Source organism: Centipeda felix (assembly GCF_900186465.1).
Lineage (GTDB): Bacteria > Bacillota > Negativicutes > Selenomonadales > Selenomonadaceae > Centipeda > Centipeda felix.
Genome location: NZ_LT891956.1, coordinates 268,472 through 288,510 on the forward strand (window position 1 = coordinate 268,472; position 20,039 = coordinate 288,510).

Annotated in this window: 19 protein-coding genes, 2 tRNA genes and 1 pseudogene; 6 read left to right on the plus strand and 16 right to left on the minus strand. The window is 54.0% G+C overall.

Annotated features, from left to right (window positions below):
- Positions 1 to 195 precede the first annotated feature (195 nt).
- Positions 196 to 2,631 (plus strand): DEAD/DEAH box helicase, encoded by a 2,436-nt coding sequence (locus C1713_RS02340; protein WP_212669085.1) that lies wholly within the window; start codon positions 196 to 198, stop codon positions 2,629 to 2,631.
- Positions 2,632 to 3,191: 560 nt separating this feature from the next.
- The gene (locus C1713_RS02345; RefSeq protein WP_006690613.1) at positions 3,192 to 3,392 is read left to right on the plus strand and encodes a hypothetical protein; all 201 of its coding nucleotides are present in this window, start codon (positions 3,192 to 3,194) and stop codon (positions 3,390 to 3,392) included.
- A 109-nt stretch (positions 3,393 to 3,501) separates the two neighbouring features.
- On the opposite strand, the gene C1713_RS02350 is transcribed toward C1713_RS02345, so the two are convergent.
- From C1713_RS02350 to C1713_RS02380, 7 genes and pseudogenes are all read right to left on the minus strand, one after another.
- Entirely contained in the window at positions 3,502 to 4,143 is a 642-nt protein-coding gene (locus C1713_RS02350; RefSeq protein ID WP_245870932.1) for a hypothetical protein, read from the minus strand.
- A 414-nt stretch (positions 4,144 to 4,557) separates the two neighbouring features.
- Positions 4,558 to 4,950: a hypothetical protein gene (locus C1713_RS02355; protein ID WP_102492904.1), complete on the minus strand. Its 393-nt coding sequence runs from the start codon at positions 4,948 to 4,950 to the stop codon at positions 4,558 to 4,560.
- A 75-nt stretch (positions 4,951 to 5,025) separates the two neighbouring features.
- Complete coding sequence (locus tag C1713_RS02360) at positions 5,026 to 5,934, minus strand: DUF3829 domain-containing protein (RefSeq protein ID WP_102492905.1); 909 nt, start codon at positions 5,932 to 5,934, stop codon at positions 5,026 to 5,028.
- A gap of 232 nt (positions 5,935 to 6,166) precedes the next feature.
- Positions 6,167 to 7,570 (minus strand): annotated as a pseudogene (locus C1713_RS02365) (IS3 family transposase).
- 73 nt (positions 7,571 to 7,643) lie between these two features.
- The gene (locus tag C1713_RS02370; RefSeq protein ID WP_102492906.1) at positions 7,644 to 8,561 is read right to left on the minus strand and encodes a DUF3829 domain-containing protein; all 918 of its coding nucleotides are present in this window, start codon (positions 8,559 to 8,561) and stop codon (positions 7,644 to 7,646) included.
- A 205-nt stretch (positions 8,562 to 8,766) separates the two neighbouring features.
- A complete protein-coding gene (locus C1713_RS02375) occupies positions 8,767 to 9,693 on the minus strand; it encodes a DUF3829 domain-containing protein (RefSeq protein ID WP_102492907.1) in 927 nt (308 codons plus the stop codon).
- 84 nt (positions 9,694 to 9,777) lie between these two features.
- Positions 9,778 to 10,797, minus strand: coding sequence for a tetratricopeptide repeat protein (locus tag C1713_RS02380; protein WP_102492908.1), 1,020 nt, complete (start codon positions 10,795 to 10,797; stop codon positions 9,778 to 9,780).
- 198 nt (positions 10,798 to 10,995) lie between these two features.
- On the opposite strand from C1713_RS02380, the gene C1713_RS02385 reads away from it, so the two are divergent.
- Positions 10,996 to 11,071: transfer RNA gene (locus C1713_RS02385), tRNA-Thr, on the plus strand.
- A gap of 144 nt (positions 11,072 to 11,215) precedes the next feature.
- Positions 11,216 to 12,094 (plus strand): DMT family transporter, encoded by an 879-nt coding sequence (locus C1713_RS02390; protein WP_102492909.1) that lies wholly within the window; start codon positions 11,216 to 11,218, stop codon positions 12,092 to 12,094.
- A 7-nt stretch (positions 12,095 to 12,101) separates the two neighbouring features.
- On the opposite strand, the gene C1713_RS02395 is transcribed toward C1713_RS02390, so the two are convergent.
- Positions 12,102 to 12,698, minus strand: a complete 597-nt coding sequence (locus C1713_RS02395; protein WP_245870934.1) for a hypothetical protein — start codon at positions 12,696 to 12,698, stop codon at positions 12,102 to 12,104.
- A gap of 188 nt (positions 12,699 to 12,886) precedes the next feature.
- Between C1713_RS02395 and C1713_RS02400 the strand changes: the two genes are divergently transcribed.
- A complete protein-coding gene (locus C1713_RS02400; protein ID WP_245870936.1) occupies positions 12,887 to 13,033 on the plus strand; it encodes a hypothetical protein in 147 nt (48 codons plus the stop codon).
- A 39-nt stretch (positions 13,034 to 13,072) separates the two neighbouring features.
- Here C1713_RS02400 and C1713_RS02405 read toward each other — a convergent pair whose 3' ends face one another.
- The 5 genes from C1713_RS02405 to C1713_RS02425 form a co-directional block, all read right to left on the minus strand.
- Positions 13,073 to 13,588, minus strand: coding sequence for a hypothetical protein (locus tag C1713_RS02405; protein WP_009753601.1), 516 nt, complete (start codon positions 13,586 to 13,588; stop codon positions 13,073 to 13,075).
- A gap of 333 nt (positions 13,589 to 13,921) precedes the next feature.
- Complete coding sequence (locus C1713_RS02410) at positions 13,922 to 15,103, minus strand: hypothetical protein (RefSeq protein ID WP_102492912.1); 1,182 nt, start codon at positions 15,101 to 15,103, stop codon at positions 13,922 to 13,924.
- A 61-nt stretch (positions 15,104 to 15,164) separates the two neighbouring features.
- A complete protein-coding gene (locus tag C1713_RS02415; protein ID WP_102492913.1) occupies positions 15,165 to 15,899 on the minus strand; it encodes an NAD-dependent protein deacylase in 735 nt (244 codons plus the stop codon).
- 40 nt (positions 15,900 to 15,939) lie between these two features.
- Positions 15,940 to 16,596: a hypothetical protein gene (locus C1713_RS02420; RefSeq protein WP_102492914.1), complete on the minus strand. Its 657-nt coding sequence runs from the start codon at positions 16,594 to 16,596 to the stop codon at positions 15,940 to 15,942.
- A 118-nt stretch (positions 16,597 to 16,714) separates the two neighbouring features.
- Complete coding sequence (locus C1713_RS02425; protein WP_009753605.1) at positions 16,715 to 17,347, minus strand: PdaC/SigV domain-containing protein; 633 nt, start codon at positions 17,345 to 17,347, stop codon at positions 16,715 to 16,717.
- Positions 17,348 to 17,610: 263 nt separating this feature from the next.
- Here C1713_RS02425 and C1713_RS02430 point away from each other — a divergent pair, with 263 nt between their 5' ends.
- Complete coding sequence (locus C1713_RS02430) at positions 17,611 to 19,038, plus strand: aldehyde dehydrogenase family protein (RefSeq protein ID WP_009753607.1); 1,428 nt, start codon at positions 17,611 to 17,613, stop codon at positions 19,036 to 19,038.
- Positions 19,039 to 19,091: 53 nt separating this feature from the next.
- Here C1713_RS02430 and C1713_RS02435 read toward each other — a convergent pair whose 3' ends face one another.
- The 3 genes from C1713_RS02435 to C1713_RS02445 form a co-directional block, all read right to left on the minus strand.
- A complete protein-coding gene (locus tag C1713_RS02435) occupies positions 19,092 to 19,580 on the minus strand; it encodes a pyridoxamine 5'-phosphate oxidase family protein (RefSeq protein ID WP_170950752.1) in 489 nt (162 codons plus the stop codon).
- A gap of 58 nt (positions 19,581 to 19,638) precedes the next feature.
- A tRNA-Ala gene (locus C1713_RS02440) sits at positions 19,639 to 19,714 on the minus strand.
- A gap of 121 nt (positions 19,715 to 19,835) precedes the next feature.
- Positions 19,836 to 20,039: IS30 family transposase (locus C1713_RS02445; RefSeq protein ID WP_138774471.1), on the minus strand; the 204-nt coding region annotated here is incomplete at its 5' end.

The following is a 20,039-nucleotide window of genomic DNA, read 5'->3' on the forward strand; positions in this document are numbered from 1 at the left end:
GGGCAGCAGCGGAATAGTTACAATGATCAAGGCGAATTTAAGCTCCTTCCGCTTGTCAACAAAATCCGACCACGTGTAAAAAACTGGCGTGAATCAGGTTATCCTGGCGTTACGGGGATAACGAGACGTTTGTTGGAGTATTGGTACGATACAGAAGCACGGCAATAACCCTTTTTCTTCTGCCAGCTTGATGCCATTGAAACGATTTTATGGCTCGTTGAAGCCTCTGATATGGAGAGGATAGGAATTGAGGTTCCGAATGACGGCGGGACGTTTCAGCGTATCTGTACAAAAATGTGTACGGGAAGCGGAAAGACCACTGTCATGGCGATGCTTATTGCATGGCAAATTTGTAACAAAGTTGCTTATCCGCGTGATAAGCGCTTTGCAAAAGATATATTCATTGTTGCTCCTGGGCTTACGGTCAAAAGCAGGCTCTCTGTATTAGAGCTGGGGGGGATGGATAACTATTATATTCAATTTGGTATCGTTCTGTCCAGTATGTTGGATCAGTTGCGCCAGGGACAAGTTCGAATTACGAATTGGCAAGCTTTATCATGGGATAGCGATCAAGATATTGCTAAGAAAAAAACGGTTGATAAACGTGGTGCTTTGAGTGATGAGGCATATACGCGACAAGTACTTGGAGAAATGTCGCATGCACGAAATATACTAGTTATTAATGATGAAGCACATCATGCATGGCGCAAAAATCCAGAGGTGAAGGTCGCGTTAAGTGGGAGGGATAAGAAAGAGTATATTGACAATGAGGCCGAGGCTACTGTTTGGATTGGCGGATTGGATCGCATTCATAGGACCAGGAATATCCTTTGCTGTTATGATTTTTCTGCGACTCCATTTGCACCTTCAGGTAAAAAAAATGATGAGGGCTCATTATTTGGCTGGATTGTCAGCGATTTTGGATTAAATGATGGTATTGAGTCTGGACTTGTGAAGACACCTCGTGTCGTTGTGAGAGACGATGCAATTCAAACTAAAATTGGGAATAAATTCCGCTCAAAACTGTATCACATTTATTCTGACCCTACAGTTAAAGATGATATTAATCGTTCAGCTGATGAGACCGAGCCGTTGCCAGACTTGATAAATCAAGCATATACGTTGCTTGGAAAAGATTGGCAGGCAACGTATGAGGAGTGGAGGTTGCTCGGAATGCAAACGCCTCCAGTTATGATTACGGTTGCTAATCGAACAGAGACTGCTGCAAGGATAAAAAACGCATTCGATAAAGAACATGTTAATGTGCCGGAACTATGTGTTCCTGATTATACTGTGCGTATTGACTCGAAGATTATGAAAGAAGCAGAGACTGGAGCAGGCTCTAAAAAGGAAGCCGCTGTTGCTTTACGTGAAAAAGTTGATACTGTTGGGAAGAAGGGAAAACCTGGAGAAAACGTGCGTAATGTTATTTCTGTTGGTATGTTATCTGAGGGATGGGATGCCAAGACTGTCACCCATATCCTTGGACTTCGAGCATTTAGCAGCCAACTTCTTTGTGAACAAGTGATTGGTCGAGGCCTGCGGCGTACTTCGTATGATCTTCAAGATGGCGAAGATCAGTTGTTTGTTCCGGAGTATGTTAATATATTTGGTATTCCGTTTCGTTTTCTTCCAACGGAAGAGGATAGTAGTCAAAGTCCTCCTCTATCAAGTCCCAAAACTCAGATTGAATCCATACCAGAGCGTGCAGAGTACTGTGTTTCTTGGCCCAATATTATCCGGCTAGATCGTATTTGGAAGTCTAAACTAGAACTTGATGTTAATTCAGTTCCCTTGTTGGAAATTGACGCCAATGAAACACGTATTAGAGCTGACCTTGCACCTGTTCTGGACGGGAACACTGATCTTACAAAATGTACCGAAATTGATCTTGAGAAATTAGATGCAGAGATGCGCATGCAGAGTATTATCTTTAAAGTCGCTGGACGTGTTTTTGATGCAACAAATGCGAAATGGAAAGATAGTGGCACAAAATATGGGCTTTTGGGACAATTATTTCGAGTTGTTGAACAGTATTTGGAGCGGCCTAACACAATCCATGTGTCGCCGCCTTTGTTTTTCAGGTCGGAGCTCAGGCGTCGTATTGTTTATATGCTGAATATGAATAAGATTGTTCAGCATATTGTGGATTATATTAAAACGTCACAGTCTGAGAAACTTATTCCTATCTATGACACAAATCATCGTATACGCAGTACAGCTGATATGTTGACATGGTTTACCTCTAAACCTGTGGAGCTTACGAAGAAGTCTCAAATTAGTCATGTTGTTTGTGATGGTAGCTGGGAAGGGACAGAGGCCTATCAAATAGAAAAGAATCAACACGTTCTTTCATATGCCAAAAATGATCACCTTGGATTCAAAGTGCCCTATACGTTCTCAGGAGTTATTTATAGCTATATCCCAGATTTCCTTATTCGACTCAATAATGGGGTCACACTCGTACTTGAAGTAAAGGGGCAAAAGAATGCTCGATCTGAAGCTAAACGGAAAGCTTTGGAAGAATGGGTACGTGCAGTTAATGAAACAGGTGAGTTCGGCCGGTGGGAGAGTGATATATCGTATGCAGTAAAGGATGTTGATGGGATTATAGAGAAATATTTGATATAACCTGCGGTAAAGAAGGCTATGGGTGTATTACGTTTCACTGCCGGAGTCGATGGGATGATGTTGCGACTGCAGAGGATATTCTCTGCGAACTGACGATCCGTACGGAGCACCAGGGCACGTTTGGCACATAACGCCGTTTGCCATGAATTTTCTCTTACGAATTTTCCTGTGTGCACTTGCTACACGACGCGAGAATGCAATCACTTGGATGATTGCAGAGATGTTACTTGGATATTTCTGGGTGGTCGTGGAATGTATACATATAGGGGGAGGCGATGGCGCGCATCGATCCATTTCCGCACGTCTTCGATCTTCTTCGGGAGGAATATATCTCTGGTCGGTGGTCTATAACGAGGAGAAGGATGAGCTGTGTTGGGAGGAGGAGATCCAGTAGACGACGGCCATTCATGAAATGGATAGCCTTCACCTTGCAAGTGCAGAGTTCGGACGTGTTGATGTGTTCCTGACAACAGATACAAAGCTGATTCGTGCTTGCCGGAATACAGTAACTCGTATGCGTGTGATGAATCCTGTATCCTACTTGGCTGAGGTGATTGAAGATGATGGATATTAACGTGAACAGCCCCGGCGAGGTGAGGGCAGCAGGGATGCAGGTGCTGGCTGCTGCACTGGAGCCAGTTGGGTTCACGAGATTTCTCCAGCAGTTCGAGAACGGTCGGGGGAACTATACACTGGAAAAGTATGAGCAGCCTGCGCTGGCATTTGATATGATGGATGAGATGCTTCGCGCCTACTCGTAGACAATCAAGGATGATAAGTAGGTCCGTGGGGGCTAGTTCGTCAGTGCTTCCTTAAGGCTTTGCTCCATATTTTTTAGAGGCTGGCATCAGTAGAGGAGATGAGTTCATCTCAGTTATCGTTATTCATCCATGGGGGGATATCCAGCGACTGCAGATCCTCTTGTGTGATGGGAGATTGCACCGTTCCGCTTGGCATATAGAATATCTGGTCTTTTTCTTTGATTTGGACGACATCGTCAACAATAAATTTGATCAAAGGGAATATTTCTGACATATTGGGAGGGATAATAGGGCTCACCTCGTATTCTCTGGGCACACGACCATCAATTTTTAGATAGTATCTATGCCCATCCAGCCCAATAATACGATCAACGAAAGATGATCCCCAATCTGCATTTATGACGGCGTTGATAAGTGACATATCGTGTTCTTTCAGTACCTTCTCGTTTACCGGAGTAAACTGCTTCACGTAGCGAATAAAACCGTTATCATGTTCTGCCATTGTGACAGCTTTGTTTATTTTCATTTTGGATAGAGCATCTCCCATTCTTGGGGAGTAGTAATCCACTATTTTGTGAAAGTAGTCGATAGAGGTCAGCCCTACGTTCCAGTATATCCTGTAGTCATTATTGCCCATCTGATATACTTGGGCGCAAATTGCAGGGGGCCGCTGAGAACAGACGATTTTCAATTCAAGGAGTCGCTGTCCATTTTCCACACAGAAGGAAAAACAATCTTCATAATTACTCATTGCAAATATTTCCTTGGTAGTCGCATCCGTCCATGCTAGGGGACGAATGTTGTTGCTCGGATGTGCGAATTATGTTATTCTGAGCATGTCAAAGAATGGATGAGCAAGGGTCAGCTCCACTTTCCCTACTCGTTTTTGCAGTGATGCATAATGGCTGTGCCGCCAACAATAGTGGAGCCTCTCGCGAGTTGTGCGGACGGCCGTTTTCTTTGATGCGCTCGTGCGCGTGATGGGAGGCATTCATTGTGGAGGCCTTGTATGTCTGCGTATGCGTGTCCTTGTCCCCGTCCTGAAATGAGGGGACAGGGCGCCCCATCACAAAACTGAATGTCGGCACCTACTGTTATGGTAGGTGCTTTTTTACTGGTTCGTATTTGCTGTGTCGTATTTGCTGTGTCGTATATCGTGTTTATCTCATGACGATCTTCCCTCTTGCCCCTTTGTGTGCGGCACGCTGCTCTCATCCGGCGGGATGCGTGCGCTGTCGTGTCCGTCCGGGCGGGCGCGGTCCTTTGGCAGCCAGAAGCCCCACACGTTGTTGGAGAATTCACCGGCGGCGAAGCGGTGAACGCTGCCGTCCACGGTGATTTCGTATACGTTCATGGTGTAGGGCTGCCCGTAGAGCGGATCATGGACACGGATACATTTGCGCGTGTCTGTCCATTCGTGGGCAAATACGTCCACGCCGAAGAGGAAGCATTCCTCGCCGATGGCGGTGGCTGCGTACTCAAAGTCCGATGATTTCTCCACGCGGTACTTCTTGCCGATGGCGGTTGTTATGTACTCTTGATCTGCTGATTTTGTCATGGTGTCACGCCTCGTTCCTGCTGAAAATCCCCCGCAGAGTATCTGCGGGGGATCCGTGTTTAGGAATTGCTTTCCTTACTTTTTCTTTTCGTCGAGTTCCTTGATGTCGACGAGGTTGCCCGCGGCGACAAGGTAGTTGAACTTCGCGATGACGTTGCTGAACTTCTCCGGGTCGGGGTTCCCGGCGGTGTACTCACGCACCTGAGCGATGAAGCTGTCGACCTTGCTCTTGTAGAAGGAGAGGGAGGCTGTGCCGGATGGGAGCTTTTCGAGGAGGGCGCTGATCTCACCGATCTTCGCCTCGGCGGCGTTCTTGTCGACCTGCCCGTCGCTGATCATCCTGAAGAGCTCTCGTGTCTTGCCGGTCAGCTCGAGGAAGGTCACTGCATTTACCCTGCCCTCCTTGCGCATCGTATCGATCTCGGCAAGGCGTATTTCTTCGAAGTGATCGGTGACGATGGCGCCGAATTTGTCGTAGGCAGCGCCGAATTTGTCATAAAGCGGAAAGAACTGTGCGACCATCTCGTCTGACTGCGCGTAGTTATCGGTCAAGTAGGTATTGGCGGAGTAGTAGGCCTCCATCTTTGCGGCGAGCGGCGCGAGATCCTTCAGGATGGCGAGCAGGTCATCTGCCGCTGCATCGATGTCGGGGTAGACACCTGCGACTTTCGGGTCGGAGCGTGCCTTCTCGAGCCTGTCTTTCAGCTTTTCAAAATCTGGCAGGAAGATGTACTCCTTGCGCTCTCCCTTGCGGAGGCTGTCGAGGGAAGGGGTAATGATAACATCACAGGTGACCTGGCCACGGTTGTAGTGGTTTATCGCATCGATGTACGGATTGAGCGACTGTCCGTTGCTTGCTGTGGCCTGCTGTGATGCGGCGCTGTCGCTATTGCTGCCGCAGCCCGTAAGCAGTACGGCAGGGGCGGCGAGCAGACTGCACGCGGTGAGGATGGAGAGGGCACGCCGAATCGATGGATGGGTCATGGAAATCCTCCTTGCTGAAAGCATCTGAATATGAATATAAGATGAATATTGCAATGAGTATAACGCGGGTGAGAAATTCTGTCAAACTTTATGCGACGTGATGCACCTTGTTTTGCCGTGCATGGGAGATGTGGCGCAGCGCAAAAAAGTCCCTCCTGCGATGAAGCAGGAGGGTAGTGACCCCAAAAAGTTAGACCTGAAAGCGTAGGAAAGCAAAATCCTGCGCTTTTTGCTATGCGGCGAGATGTTTGCGGCGATACTGTGCAGGACTGAGCCAGCCGAGAGATTCCTTAATGCCGGTACTCGTTGTAGTAGACGATATATTCCTCAATCGCCGTTTTGAGCTCCTCGTAGCTATGGTAGACACACACGCCCATAGTAAATCTCTTGCTTTAAGAGTCCAAAGAAGTTCTCCATCACACTGTTGTCCAGACAGTTCCCTTTGCGCGACATACTCTGAAAGATTCGCTCCTCCTTCAGCCGCTTTGTGTACGACTTCATCTGATACGCCCATCCCTGATCCGAGTGAAATGTACGCCGATAGGGACAGTCCGCTGTCACACGAATCGCTTCCTCGAGTGCGCTCTGAATCCCCGCGGCAGATGGTGTCTTCCGATATGGAAGCTGACAATCTCGCTGTTAAACAGATCCATATATGGATCGAGATACAGCTTGTGTACGACGGGCTTACCATTATCCTGCCCCCAGTATTTGAATTCACTCGTATCCGTTGTTATCTTCTGGTGCGGGATAGAGGTTTTGAATCTGCGGCTGAGGAGATTGTCTGCAGCCTTGCCGACAGCTCCCCTATAGGAGCTGTACTTGCGCGTTCTGTGCGTAAAGGAATGCACTTGCAGTCCAAGCTTCTGCACAATCCGCTGCACCGCCTTGCGATTGATCTTGTGCCCAAGATTTCGTAGCTGTGCCCATAGGCGGCGATAGCCATAATCTTTGTGTTCTTTACGAATGGCAAGGATAAGCTGTTCCCGCTCATCCGGCACTTCCGGTTGAGCAAATTTCTTTTGCCAGTACATATAGGTCGCTTTCGGAAAACCTGTGACGGCAAGGATATCTTTCAGCTGAAATTCTCCTCGGAGGCTGTGGACGATCCTTGCCTTTTGCTCTGCATCTTTTCCTGCAGACGCAGCCTCCTGAGTCCTTTTAAATAGGCGACCTCGATGCGCAGTCTCTGATTTTCGTCCTGCAGGGCCTTCAGCTGCTGCGTGGTCTCGTCTTGTGGAAGGTCTTGGGGACGCTCTTTCATCTTTCTTGGCATGGTGGGTGCTCTTCCTTTCGGTTTTGGTTTCAGGGCATCCACACCGCCAAGGCGATATTCCTTCGTCCAGCGGGCGAGCAGGGGCGGATTGTTCAGGCCAAGCGCGATGGCTACATCCTGATAGGATGCCTCTGTTGACAGATAACATTCTACCGCAGAACGCTTAAATTCGAAAGAGTAGGTTTGCTGTGCACGGGAGCATTTCAGGCCATCTTCTCCAAAAGCTCGATATGCTTTCACCCAATGTTTGATTTGAGATTTCGTAATCTCGTGCCGTTTGGATAAGGCTCTGTATCCTCCTTGTCCTGCAAGGTATTCCCTTACAATCTTCAGTTTATATTCTGTACTGTATTTTGCCATTACAATACCCCCAAAAGTTAGATTCCTTAAGTCTAACTTTTGGGGGGCAGGTCAGAGGAAGGGGGGATCGGTGCTATTTTTTCGCGTCGAGCGCATTCACATCGACGTTGCTGCTGGTGGAGGAGAGTCTGTTAAACTCCTCGATGACGTTGTTGAACTTCTTCGGGTCGGGGCTTCCGGAGGTATACTCGCGCACCTGACCGATGAAGCTGTTGACCTGGCTCTTGTAGGAGGAGAGGAAGCCCGTGCCGGAGGGGAGTTTTTCGAGGAGGGCACTGATCTCGCCGATCTTCGCCTCGGCGGCGTTCTTGTCGACCTGCTCGCCGTCGAGCATCTCGACGAGTTCTCGTGTCTTGCCGTTCAGCTCGAGGAAGGAGGCGGCGTTCTCCTTGCCCTCGCTGCGCAGCGCATCGATCTGGGCGAGGCGGAGTTCCTTGTAGCGGTCGGTGACGACGGCGTCGAATTTGTCGTAGGCAGCGTCGAATTTGTCATAGAGAGGGAAGAACTGCGCGACCATCTCGTCCGACTGCGCATAGTTGTCGGTCATATAGGTCTTGGCGGAGTAGTAACTCTCCATCTTCGCGGTGAGCGGGGCGAGATCCTTCAGGACGGCGAGCAGATCATCCGCTGCCGCATCGATGTCGGGGTAGACACCTGCGGCCTTCGGGTCGGAACGTGCCGCCTCAAGGGCACTTTTCAGATTTTCAAAATGCGGCAGAGAGATATGCTCCTTGTGCTCTCCCTTGCGGAGGCTGTCGAGGGACGGGGCGATGGAAAAGTTAAAGGTGACGATGTTGTGGTTGTAGTCGTTCGTTGCCTCGAGGTAGGGGTTGAGTGCCGTCTCGCGCGACTGTGCATTGCTTGCTGTGGTCTGCTGTGATGCGGCGTTGTCGTTGCTGCTGCCGCAGCCCGTGAACAGTACGGCAGGGGCGGCGAGCAGGCTGCACGCTGTGAGGATGGAGAGGGTACGTCGGATCGTGGAACAGATCATGAGGAGCCTCCTTCTTGAAAATATCTGAATATAAGATAAATAATCACAACAAGTATAACCCAGGTGATAATTTCTGTCAAACATTATGTGCCTTTCATCCGTGGATCTTCGTTGTGTGTCATGGGGGAATCGTGTACGGGATTATGTTGATCGGCACGCAAAAACCTCCTGCCGTGAAGTGGGAGGGGGAGATTTATGTTGTGCGCTATTTCTTTTTCGCGTCGAGCGCATTCACATCGACGTTGTTGCCCGTGGCGGCGAGGCGGTTGAACTCCTCGACGACGTTGTCGAGTTTGTTCGGGTCGGGAGGTCCCGCATTATACGCGCGGACGGCCGTGACGAGGCTGTTGATGCCGTTCTTGTAGCTCACGAGGTAGCCGGTGCCGGCGGGGAGTTTCTCGATGAGGGTGTTGATCTCGCGGATTTTCGCCTCGGTGGCTTCCGGATCGTGTCCACCGCTGCGCAGCATACGGACGAGCTCGCGTGCCTTCGTGCGCAGCTCGAGGAAGGTGGCGGCGTTCTCTCTGCCGTCGCTATGCATCGCGTCGATCTGAGTGAGCCGCATCTCTTTGTAGTGGTCGGTGACGATGGCATCCAGTCGGTCGTAGGCTGAGATGAACCGGTCATAGAGTGGGAGAAACTGTGCCGTCATTTCGTTCGCCTGCGCGTAGCCGTCCGTCGTGTACGCCCCGGCGGCGTAGTAGTTCTCCATTTGGTCGGCGAGCGGGGCGAGCTCCTCCAGCGTGCTGCGCAGTTCCTCTGTCGCCGCATCGACGTCGGGATAGACGCCCGTGCCGCCGGGCGCAGCGTGCGCCGCGTCGAGCTCACGGCGGAGTTTTGAGAGCGGCGGGAGCGTGATCCTCGTCAGGTGCTTCCCCTGCCGCAGGTCGCTGACGGTGGTGGAGACGGCGAGGCTCAGGGGGAGCATCGTGCTGTTGTAGGCGGTCGTTGCCTCCATATACGGGCCGAGTGACGCTCTGCGCTCCTCCATGCTGCGCGCGGGCATTTGCTGCGTCGGGACGGGGGATTCCGCGCTGCGTCCGCCGCAGCCCGTGAGCAGTACGGCCGGCGCGGTGAGCACGATGCAGAGGGTGAGGGCAGCGCATACGCGCCGCAAAAATGGGTGCAGCATGGGAATCCTCCTTTACATAAAACCTTCATTATAAAAAGTATATGATAGATGAAAGTCTCTGTCAAGAAAGATTACGGTGCACTGTTACTCTGTTGTACGTTCCTGCTGCATTGCGCCGCGGATGACCTCGGTGATGACGCGCGTCCAGTCGATGCCGCCCCGCGCGCCGCCGTCACCGCGCTCGGCGTGGCGTGCCTCCTGCTCCGCCTTGTGCTCGGCACGGCGCAGTTTCATCCAGAGCTCGTCGTCTGTCTTGTCGGAGGCGTCCCACGCCGTGCGCAGTTCGTCTGCCGCATCGTCGTAGCGGCCCATGTCAAAGTAGATCTGCCCGCGGTAGCGGTGCAGCTGCCAGATGGGATAGGGCGTGTTCGTGTGCGGTGTGCGGTCGGCCGCGTCGAAGTCATTGAGTGCGAGACGGTCGCTGCGGAGCTCGTAGTAGGCGCGCCCGCGCAGGTAGAACGCATACGCACGCGCATTCCCTGTGACGGCGGGATCCTCGATGAGGAGGGAGAGGTCGGCGATGGCGTGCTGCTCGTCACCGCGCTGGATCATGGATGCCGCGTCGTCAAAGATGCGGCCAAGCTTGTAGCTCTCCTCGAGCTGTGCGCCGATCTCCGCCTTTTCTGTGCCGCGTGCCTGCTCGTAGCGTGCGAGGAGCTCGTCGTTCTGCCGCTTCAGCTCGTCGCGTTCCTTCTGGAGGCGTGCCAGCTCCGCCTTGTTCTGGGCGAGGGCGGCGAGATCGACCTTGGACGTGTCGACCTCGCAGACGAGATGCACGCGGTAACGCCATACGTCGCCGATCAGTTCGGGGGTTACGTCCTCGTGCAGGACGCGCAGCACCGTACCCGCGACCATGCGCACCTCGTCCTTGGTGAGGGTGAGGTTCTGCGTCTCCGTGTAGCTCTCAACGTAGACGCCGGCCTGCTCCGTCGCGGAGCGCATCGCCTCCTGCCGTGCGGCGTCGCGGGCGATCTTTGGCGAGTCGTTGTCACCGACGGTGTAGACGCCCTCCGCCTCGATGGTCTGCGGGGCGGCGAGTGCCGTACTCGCTACGGTGAGGAGACACAGCGCGCAGCAGAGGGCGCGCAGAATATGTCCGATCATGCAGTTCACTCCTTGATGGGCATGAGATGCCCCGAGATGCTGTCCATAAACTACCTCGTATTGTTCCAAATAATCCTTAAAGTGAAGTGAAACGGGGATTAGCCGCAGATGATTCCCACTGTGAAAAAAATATTTGCTGCGGGGTTGACAGGAGCGCGCGGCTCGGGTATAATTCCACTATCGCCTGTGAGGCGGTATGCTGATTTAGCTCAGTTGGTAGAGCAGCTCATTCGTAATGAGCAGGTCGTAGGTTCAAGTCCTATAATCAGCTCCATTTGAAACGCAGAGGCTTCCGAGAGATCGGAAGCTTTTTTTCTTGCCTGTGAGAAGTTCACATATTTTGTCATAATAGAAGAAGGGATGAAAGGGGCAGAGGGAGAAGTAGGAAAGCACAGATTGCGTACGTAAAGGAGGAGTGATGATGCAGGGGCGTGTCTATTTCTATGCCGTCAGCGCAGTCCTCATGTGGTCGACGACAGCGGCACTGGTGAAGAGCCTCCTCACGGCGATCCCAACGTATGAGGCACTCTTTGTGAGCAGTCTCGCGGGCTGTCTCTTTCTCATCGTCATGCAGCTCGTGCGTGACGGCGGACGCGTGTTCCGCGCCTACGATGTGCGCGGTTATGCGGCGATGGCGGGGCTGGGCTTTCTCGGGATCTTCCTCTACTCGGGGCTCTACTACTACGGGCTTTCGCAGCTCACCTCGCAGGAGGCGTGCATCCTCAACTTCCTCTGGCCGATGATGATCGTCCTCTTTGCGGCGTTCCTTCTCGGGGAACGGATCACCGTCCGCACGGCCGCCGCCCTCCTTCTCTCGTTCTCGGGGGTCGTGGTGCTCACGCTCGGCGGGGAGGGCAGCGCCGAGGGAAATGGAATGCTCGGCGCCGCCGCCTGCATACTTGGGGCACTTTGTTACGGCCTTTTCTGCGTGCTGAACAAGCGGCGGAACATCGATCAGATCGTGATGATGGTGATGGCGTGGGGCGTGACGGCGCTGTGCTCGCTGCCCGTGACGCTCATCATGGAGGAGTGGGTCACGCTCTCGTGGATGCAGTGGGGCGGGATTCTCTGGCTCGGGATCTTCATCGATGCCGTGGGCTATCTCTGGTGGGCGATGGCGCTCCAGCAGGCGACGAACTCCGCCGCCGTCGCGAATCTCGCCTACGCCGTGCCGCTGCTCTCGCTCATCGTCTCCGCCGTTACCCTCGGCGAGCGCATGACAGGGGCGGCACTCCTCGCGTTCGTGCTCATCATGGGCGGGATATTGCTCCAGAATGTGCGGCGGGGGCGTGGGTAGACGAGGATTACTTTGTATCGATCATGCGCCAACGAACGGATGAGAACATGGCGTCGAGCATATCATCAGTGATCTCGCGGTCATCGGCTCTGTATTCAAACATGACAACCCAATCCTCTGTGTCGGTACAAACGAAGAGATATTCCATCTTAAAAATATGCCACTCCCCGCTTTGAAAGCGATAGGGATACATGACGGAAACACGTTTGACAGGAGTGTTGCCCAGTCGTAATGATTCACTGCGCAAAACGGTCCAATTTGGTGTATCATTGTCAGTGAGGCGATCCAGTGCTTTTTCGATGATCTCCTCTTGGGATGGGCGGGAGAGGGGGGCGTCATTTGACGAAGGAGGCTCGTAGAGGCGGTGGAAGAGGGCAAAAGCGATGTGTTCATTCTTGCTGGTGAGAAAATATTCATCGGAATCTCTATACCTGCGAAAAGGTCTTTTTACATCAAATGGCAGGCTGATGTACAGTGCATGCCCCCGATCCTTGAGCACATTGTCGCGCAGTTCCCATGACGGGGGAACGTCTTCTGTGCCCTCGCCCGTAAAAAAGAGCACCTCATCGCCAACGTTTTCCGTCTGTGCCGAGACGGTCGGCATGAACAGGAGGAGTACGGCGCAGATGGTCAGCGCATAGATTGTTTTGATGGACATAACAGGTTTCCTTTCATGTCCCTTGGGATCCGCGACTGAAATGGAGTCGGTTGATTGGCGCAGACATTTTCGTCCGAATGAGGTAAAAAAAGGGACGCACAGCAAGGGCTGCGCGGAGAATTTTCCGTCGAAGCATGGAAAAATGTGTCAAGAGAGGCTGTCTGAATGTATCCGCCGTTACCCTCAGCGAGCGCATGACGGGGGCGGTACTCCTCGCCCTCGTGCTCATCATGGGTGGGATCCTGCTCCAGAATGTGCGGCGGGGCAGGAGCTCGAGGTGAGCCGCTCTATGCATGCTGTCTTTGGTGTTGGAGTAAGGATTATTCTTCCGTGTCCGTGCGGATCACTGCACTGTCCAGAAGGCTGGCTGCGTGGTAGGGGATGATCGGATCGCTTGTGTCGTAGATTACCTGAATACACCATACGTCGTTCTTATATGAGAGGAAAAGCACCTCGCCGATCGTTTCCCGTCCGGTTCTAAGAGACCACCACACCGTGAGCCGCCGCGCAGGAAAACCGTTTTGCAGCAGGGCTTCGTTGCGGCGCACTTCCTTCTTGTATCCATTTTGAGATGTCATAACACTGTCGATGAACCCCTCGACCATCTCATCGAGGCTTTGGTTGATTGGTTTTGTCTGCAGGTCGTCCTTTGCCGGGAAATGTAGCAGCATCATCGCCATGGCGAGTGGTGTCTTGTAGTAGTTGGCAAATTGATTGTTGACAAAGAGAGTGTCCCCTGTGCGTACCGTAGATTTGGCAAACGGCGTGTCCGTCGAGGGGATGTCCATCGTTAGGACAGAGCCGCGGTCGTGGAATTCGCCGATTTTGACGGACATAACAGGGATGGTCGGTGCAGGGAGATGACGTACCTCCTCCGATGTTGACTCTGCACTGGCGTATGACTGGATTTCTGCATGCACCGGTGCGCAGGCAAAAAAACATAGGAACGTAAGACACAGCGGCACTATTTGTCGGAACATTTACGAATTCCTTTCTCTAACGAAACGCGGCTGAAATGGAGTCGGTTGATCGGCGCAGACGTTTTCGTCCGAATGAGGTGAAAAAAGAGGACGCACAGTAAGGGCTGCGTGGAGAATTTTTCGTCGAAGCATGGAAAAACGTGTCAAGGGCCGCTGCCTAAATGTATCTGTGATTTTCTTGGCAGGTTCCTATGCGCCGATTTTTATGGAGGATAAGAGAACGGGGACAAGCTCCGCCAGTACCGTGTCCTCTGCATAAAAGGTCAGCTCGGCGATCCATGTATCTGTCTTGCCGCGGATGAGCAGGATCTCGGTGATGATGTTTTGACCTTGATAGTGCGCCTGCACGGTCAGCCGCCGTGCGGGACAGCCGTTTTGGGATTGGACGTCGTCGCGGAGGATCTTTTTCTCGCTTCCCTGCGGGGAGGTCAGGATGCCTTGGGTCAGCAGCGTCGTTTGTTCGTTCAGGCGCTCCCCCATGGATTCGTTCGTTTGCCCTGCGTCCATATCGGGCGTATGGATCAGCACGGCGGACAGGGCAAGAGGCGTGTCATCGTGTGAAAATCGGTTGCTGGTAAAGAATGCACTTTCCGTGTGCGAGGTGTCGACGGAAAACGGCACCCCAGAGGTTGGCAGCTGCATTGTGAGGATGCTGTCACGGTCGCGGATCGTTGTGGTGCTGAGCGCGTGGGAAGATACATCGCCGTTCTCAGCGGCTCTCTTTGTGAACTCGATGGGCTGTATGCCGTCTATGTGAACGCGAGGCACTGTCGCCTCGGAAGAGCTGAGTTTGACAGAGGTCAGTATCGTGTCGATACGCCTTTCCTGCTGTGCGCTCGGGGCGTGACACAATATACTGATGCGCCAGATCCTCCCCTCGTCGGCAATGAAGAGAAAGTCACGCCGCGCAGCACCCCCGTTATAGGAGAGGCTGATCATCCATGCAGGATGTTTGTCCCGTGAGAGCAAATATTCACGGATGATGCGGGGGGCGGAATCGGATGCGGGGATGGTGGAAATAAAATTGTGCGCATAGTCGGAGAGCTGATTTATCGTATCGCCGTCCTTGGAAAAGGCGGCATTTTCTTCGCAGGAGATTCCAATGTAGAGGGCATCACGGGCATCCCCTGACGAGAATGTGTTTCCGACAAATCCAAAGTCGTTTCCCTCCGATTTCGTCGGAAAACGTCCCAGCTGGCAGTATTCCAGGGGCGGCAGATCGATGGTGAGGCGTGCGCCGAATCCCTCCAGTGTCGTTGCCTGCAGAGATGCTGCCCACGGGTTGGTCTCTGTCTTTTCCTGTGCCGAGACCGTCGCTGCAGCAAGGAGAAGAGCGCAGACGGTCACTGCGAGAATCTTTCTGATGGACATGGAAACCACCTTGTTTTGTGTCTGATGATGCTGTGCGCGCGCCGTACGCTTGGTGTTCGAATCAGTGTACCTCCGGCAGCGCCGCATGCAGCACATCACCGATCGGCTCGCGGATGACGAGCTCGGCACGGCTGTCTGCACGCGTCTCGCTCTTGTTGATGAGGATGAGATGTTCGCCGCGGAAGTAGTTGATCAGCCCCGCTGCGGGATAGATAATGAGCGACGTGCCGCCGATGATGAGTGTGTCCGCCGCGCGGATCGCTGCGACAGCCCCTTCGATCGTTGCGGGATCGAGACTTTCCTCATAGAGCACGACGTCGGGACGGACGATGCCGCCGCAGGAGCAGTAAGGGATGGGCGTGTGCTCCATGATGTAGTCGAGCTCGTAGTGCGCGCCGCAGTCCATGCAGTGTGCGCGGCGGATCGAGCCGTGCAGTTCGTAGACGGTCTTGGAGCCAGCCGCCTGATGGAGCCCGTCGATGTTCTGCGTTACGATCGCCGCGAGAATGCCGCGCCGCTCGAGCTCTGCGAGTGCATAGTGCCCCGGATTCGGCTCCGCTGCGAGGTAGACAAAGCGCCGCCGATAGAAGTCAAAGAACTCGGCGGGATGCGCCATGAGGAAGCTGTGCGATGCCATCTGCTCGGGACTGAACTCCTGATGAAGCGTCTCGCTGTATATCCCGCCCGCACTGCGAAAGTCGGGGATCCCCGACTCCGTGGACATGCCCGCCCCACCGAAGAAGACCGCACGACGGCTGGCACCGAGGATGGTGCGAAGTTTTTCGATGGAATCCATCATTGTTCTCCTTTCGATATCCGGTATCCATAGATGGGGGTTATTTTTCTGTATCTTCGCCGACGCTCACAGAGGAGAGGAGGCGAGGAAGGAGATCAACCGTATTCGCATCATCGGCGTTGCAGTCAAATTGAACGAGCCATGCTCCCGATGAATCGCCAATCCACAGGATTTCGACAATGGTATCTCTCTCGTGTGTGAATACGCTCATCGTCAGGCGCCGTGCGGGAGAGCCATTCTGTTTCAGTGTTTCATTGCTGAGGATCTTGACATTGCGCATGAGGGGCGATGTCTGGTAAGAGAGGATGGTGCGGTCAGCGTCGTCTTTGAAAGGTTCGGCTGTCGTCTGTGCCTTTCCTGCAGGAGCAGGCATATGTGTGAGCAGCGCTGTAAGGCGCAGCGGCACATCGCCATTTAAAAATTTGTCATTGACAAATAGGGTAATGCCGCCTTTGAGCCTATAGATATAAAATGGACCATTAATGAGCGGTACTGACATCGTGAGGGCGGAGCCCTGGTCACGGAATCTCAGGTATTCTGTCGCCGATGAAAATCTTGAGCGGCCGACCGCATCCTCGGGAACCGGCTGGACTGACGTCGTTTTGGGAAGGGGCTTTTCTGCCTGAACTTGTCCGTACGGGTGTAGGAACAGGAGCGGCACGAGCACGAGGCTCGGCAAGAATAATTTTTTCAGCATGATAGATCCTCCCTTTCCCTCATTCTACCGAAAGCAGGGGCGAAATGCAATGCATTCTGCGGCACAAAAAATACCTGCGCCCATGGGGCGCAGGCGAAAAAGGGAGGGCGGAACGATGTTATGCGTCGAGGTCGATGTCGAGGATGCCCGCTGCGTAGGAAGCCGCCTCATAGCGCTGAATGAGTACATGAATGTGTCCGTTGGCATCCATATAGATGTCCTTGGGCGCGGTCTCGAGCTTTTTGAAGTCCTTGGCCGCGCCGTTTTTCGGCTCAGCGAGGCGTTTGTTCAGTGACTCCAGCGTGTAGCGTTCGGCCTGCTTCTTTCGATCCGGCAGCTGCTGTACGTCGTCGAGAGTGAGCGCCTTGCCGTCGGACAGACGGAAGATATAGCCGTGAGCATAGGACATCGGATGCGCCGCGCTTTCCTCGGAGATGAACTGCTCCGTCTTCAGGCTGAGCAGTTCGTCGCTGCTTTTTGTGATCTCGTAGCTCATCTTTGCCGCAGGCGGCTTGCCCGCAACGCGTGCGGCGTCGATTTCCTGCATGAATGCCTTCACATCGTCCTCGATCACCATATTGATGCGCTGCTGTGCCTCAGGCGCATCGGCCTTTACGACGGGATAGGTGAGCGTCGCACCGTCGCTGGTCTCCTGTCCGTCCGTGACGGTTGCCATCGCAAATGCCGCGCCGGAAAGCATCGTTGTCATCGCCGCTGTAAGCGCCGCAGCGCGCAGAGTTTTCTTCATCATGGTTCCTCCATTTGTTCTTCTGTTGATTGCTGACGGATGATAGTGTAGCAAAAGTAATGGGGAACGGCGTAAGGAGGGGATTATATGTTGGTAAAAATTTGCGGATGCATGATTTCTTGATTTTTGCAAGAGGCGTGTCTATAATGAAAAATAGCTGACATGAGCCGCGCGGGGCCTATCGAAAGCGCGGATGATGAACCTTCTGGACGATTTTCTGCGGGGCGGCGCGGTTCCTGTGCCACCTGCGGAGGGAGGACGATGAAATGAAGACGGTCGAGATGCTCATTGATGGTGTACGTGTCGCAGGCGAGGGGACGCTCCCCGTCTATCACAAGGCGACCGGCGAGGTGATTGCGGAGATCTGCACGGCAGGGCAAAAGGAGGTGCGCGCGGCGGTGGATGCGGCGGAGCGCGCCTTCCACACGGTGGAGCTCAGCCCGTACGAACGCTACGAGATCATCATGCGTGCGGCAAATCTCATGCGCGAACGGCGTGAGGAGTTCGCAGAGGCGCTCTCGGCCGAGGCGGGCAAGCCCATCCGCGACGCACGCGGTGAGATCGACCGTTCCTATCAGACCCTTATCCTCTCTGCCGAGGAGGCAAAGCGTCTGCGCGGGCAGACGGTGCCGCTCGCGGGGGCGCCCGGCTGCGGCAATCGGATGGCGTTCACCATTCGCCGTCCGCTCGGCGTGGTCTGCGCCATCACGCCGTTTAACTTTCCCGTCAATCTCGCCGCGCACAAGATCGGTCCGGCACTCGCGGCGGGCAATACGGTTGTCTACAAGCCTGCCTCGGCAACGCCCCTCACGGCGTCGCTCCTCTGCGACGTGTTCGTGGAGGCGGGACTGCCTGCGGGCTGCCTCAACCTCGTCTACGGCGCGGGCAGTGCGGTCGGACGGCTGCTCACGGCGGACGAGCGTATCCGCATGTTTTCCTTTACCGGGAGCGTCCCCGTCGGCAAGGCGCTCCACGAGGCGGTCGGGTTTCGCCGCATCTCGCTCGAACTCGGCTCGAACTCGGCGAACATCGTCCACGAGGATGTTGACGATGTGGCATGGGTTGCGGAGCACTGCGCGCGGCATGCGTTCGTCAACGCAGGGCAGGTCTGTATCTCCTGCCAGCGCGTCTATGTCGCGCGCAGCATCTATGAGGCGTTCTGCCGCGCTGCGGTCACAGCGGCGGAGGATTTCCGCAGTGGCGACCTCATGGACGTACACACGCAGATCGGCCCAATGATCGCAGAACGCGAGGCGGAGCGCATCGAGGCGTGGGTGCGCGAGGCGGAGGCGGCAGGTGCACGCGTCCTCACGGGCGGCACACGGCGCGGTGCGTTCTATGCGCCAACCGTGCTCACCGATGTCACCCCGGCGATGAAGGTCGTCTCCGAGGAGACATTTGCCCCCGTGTTCAGCATCATCCCCTACGACACGATCGAGGAGGCGGTGCACATGGCGAACGACACACGCTACGGCCTGCAGGCGGGCGTCTTTACGCGCTCGCTCGCCGTCGCGAACTACTGCGCCGAGAACCTCGAGGTCGGCGGCGTCATCATCGGCGACGGTGCGACCTTCCGTATGGACAACATGCCCTACGGCGGCGTCAAGGACAGCGGCGTCGGCCGCGAGGGTCCCGCCTATGCCATCCGCGAGCTGACGGAGGAAAAGCTCATCGTGCTGAACGTCGAGGGATAAAGTTTTCATAGAAAAAAGAGCAGCCGTCGTGCGGCTGCTCTTTTTGCTGTCCGTTATTCTTTTCCGACGAGTTCTTTGCCTTGTTTGCCCGTGATATGGACGATGGTCATTTCGAGCATGTGGAATCGTTTCCATGCGCCGTCGATTTCGTGCGTATGCTGCTCCTCCGTGTTGTGCGGAGCATATTTGAGAGCGAGCTTGCGCGCGGTCGCCCGCTTTTCTGCATCATCCTCGACGATGCGGATGCGTCCGAATACGACAACACTGCGGTATGCCGTGGTGTATTTTTCGGGGATGATCTCATCGCGGTCGATGACGGCGAAGGAGACATTTGGGTTCTGCTGGAGGGCATCGACCTTGTGTCCCGTTACCGCCGTGTGAAAGTAGATGTGCGTGCCGTCGTAGACGTAGCTGATGGGGACGGCGTACGGGAACTCCTCATCACCCGCGAGGGCGAGAACGCCCGCTGTATTGCGGTGCAGGATTTCCTCGGTCATTTCCTTTGTGAGCTCTTGGCGTTTGCGGCGCATCGGACGGAACATATTTTTACTCCTTATACAAAAATAAGGCATCCGCGTAGATGCCTCTTTGTCATCGAGATGGTGGAGACGAAGAGGATTGAACTCTCGACCCCCAGATTGCGAACCTGGTGCTCTCCCAGCTGAGCTACGTCCCCATGATTGACAGGGGCTATTATAACCCGTGCGGGAGGAAAATGCAAGCGAATTTTTTACACGAGGAGAGGATGGCAAATTGCAAGTTTAATTGTCGCAAGGTCTCGTTAAACTTTTAGCGAGTTATATCATCGCAGCATACATATCATTTGCTGACTTATATCCGAAAATCTTGCGCGGATAGTTGTTAACCCAATCTTCGATCCGCTGCAGTTCCTTTGGCTTCAATTTGCTGAAGTCCGTTCCCTTGGGAAGAAACCTGCGCAGCATCCGATTTCCGTTTTCGTTGCTTCCACGCTCCCAGCTGCTGTACGGATGCGCGTAATA

Excerpts from the sequence above, each read along its gene's own strand:
- C1713_RS02345 (WP_006690613.1), top strand. The coding sequence starts at position 3,192 with ATGATGGATATTAACGTGAACAGCCCCGGCGAGGTGAGGGCAGCAGGG.
- C1713_RS02350 (WP_245870932.1), bottom strand. The coding sequence starts at position 4,143 with ATGAGTAATTATGAAGATTGTTTTTCCTTCTGTGTGGAAAATGGACAG.
- C1713_RS02355 (WP_102492904.1), bottom strand. The coding sequence starts at position 4,950 with ATGACAAAATCAGCAGATCAAGAGTACATAACAACCGCCATCGGCAAG.
- C1713_RS02360 (WP_102492905.1), bottom strand. The coding sequence starts at position 5,934 with ATGACCCATCCATCGATTCGGCGTGCCCTCTCCATCCTCACCGCGTGC.
- C1713_RS02370 (WP_102492906.1), bottom strand. The coding sequence starts at position 8,561 with ATGATCTGTTCCACGATCCGACGTACCCTCTCCATCCTCACAGCGTGC.
- C1713_RS02375 (WP_102492907.1), bottom strand. The coding sequence starts at position 9,693 with ATGCTGCACCCATTTTTGCGGCGCGTATGCGCTGCCCTCACCCTCTGC.
- C1713_RS02380 (WP_102492908.1), bottom strand. The coding sequence starts at position 10,797 with ATGATCGGACATATTCTGCGCGCCCTCTGCTGCGCGCTGTGTCTCCTC.
- C1713_RS02390 (WP_102492909.1), top strand. The coding sequence starts at position 11,216 with ATGATGCAGGGGCGTGTCTATTTCTATGCCGTCAGCGCAGTCCTCATG.
- C1713_RS02395 (WP_245870934.1), bottom strand. The coding sequence starts at position 12,698 with ATGCCGACCGTCTCGGCACAGACGGAAAACGTTGGCGATGAGGTGCTC.
- C1713_RS02400 (WP_245870936.1), top strand. The coding sequence starts at position 12,887 with ATGGAAAAATGTGTCAAGAGAGGCTGTCTGAATGTATCCGCCGTTACC.
- C1713_RS02405 (WP_009753601.1), bottom strand. The coding sequence starts at position 13,588 with ATGTCCGTCAAAATCGGCGAATTCCACGACCGCGGCTCTGTCCTAACG.
- C1713_RS02410 (WP_102492912.1), bottom strand. The coding sequence starts at position 15,103 with ATGTCCATCAGAAAGATTCTCGCAGTGACCGTCTGCGCTCTTCTCCTT.
- C1713_RS02415 (WP_102492913.1), bottom strand. The coding sequence starts at position 15,899 with ATGGATTCCATCGAAAAACTTCGCACCATCCTCGGTGCCAGCCGTCGT.
- C1713_RS02420 (WP_102492914.1), bottom strand. The coding sequence starts at position 16,596 with ATGCTGAAAAAATTATTCTTGCCGAGCCTCGTGCTCGTGCCGCTCCTG.
- C1713_RS02425 (WP_009753605.1), bottom strand. The coding sequence starts at position 17,347 with ATGATGAAGAAAACTCTGCGCGCTGCGGCGCTTACAGCGGCGATGACA.
- C1713_RS02430 (WP_009753607.1), top strand. The coding sequence starts at position 17,611 with ATGAAGACGGTCGAGATGCTCATTGATGGTGTACGTGTCGCAGGCGAG.
- C1713_RS02435 (WP_170950752.1), bottom strand. The coding sequence starts at position 19,580 with ATGTTCCGTCCGATGCGCCGCAAACGCCAAGAGCTCACAAAGGAAATG.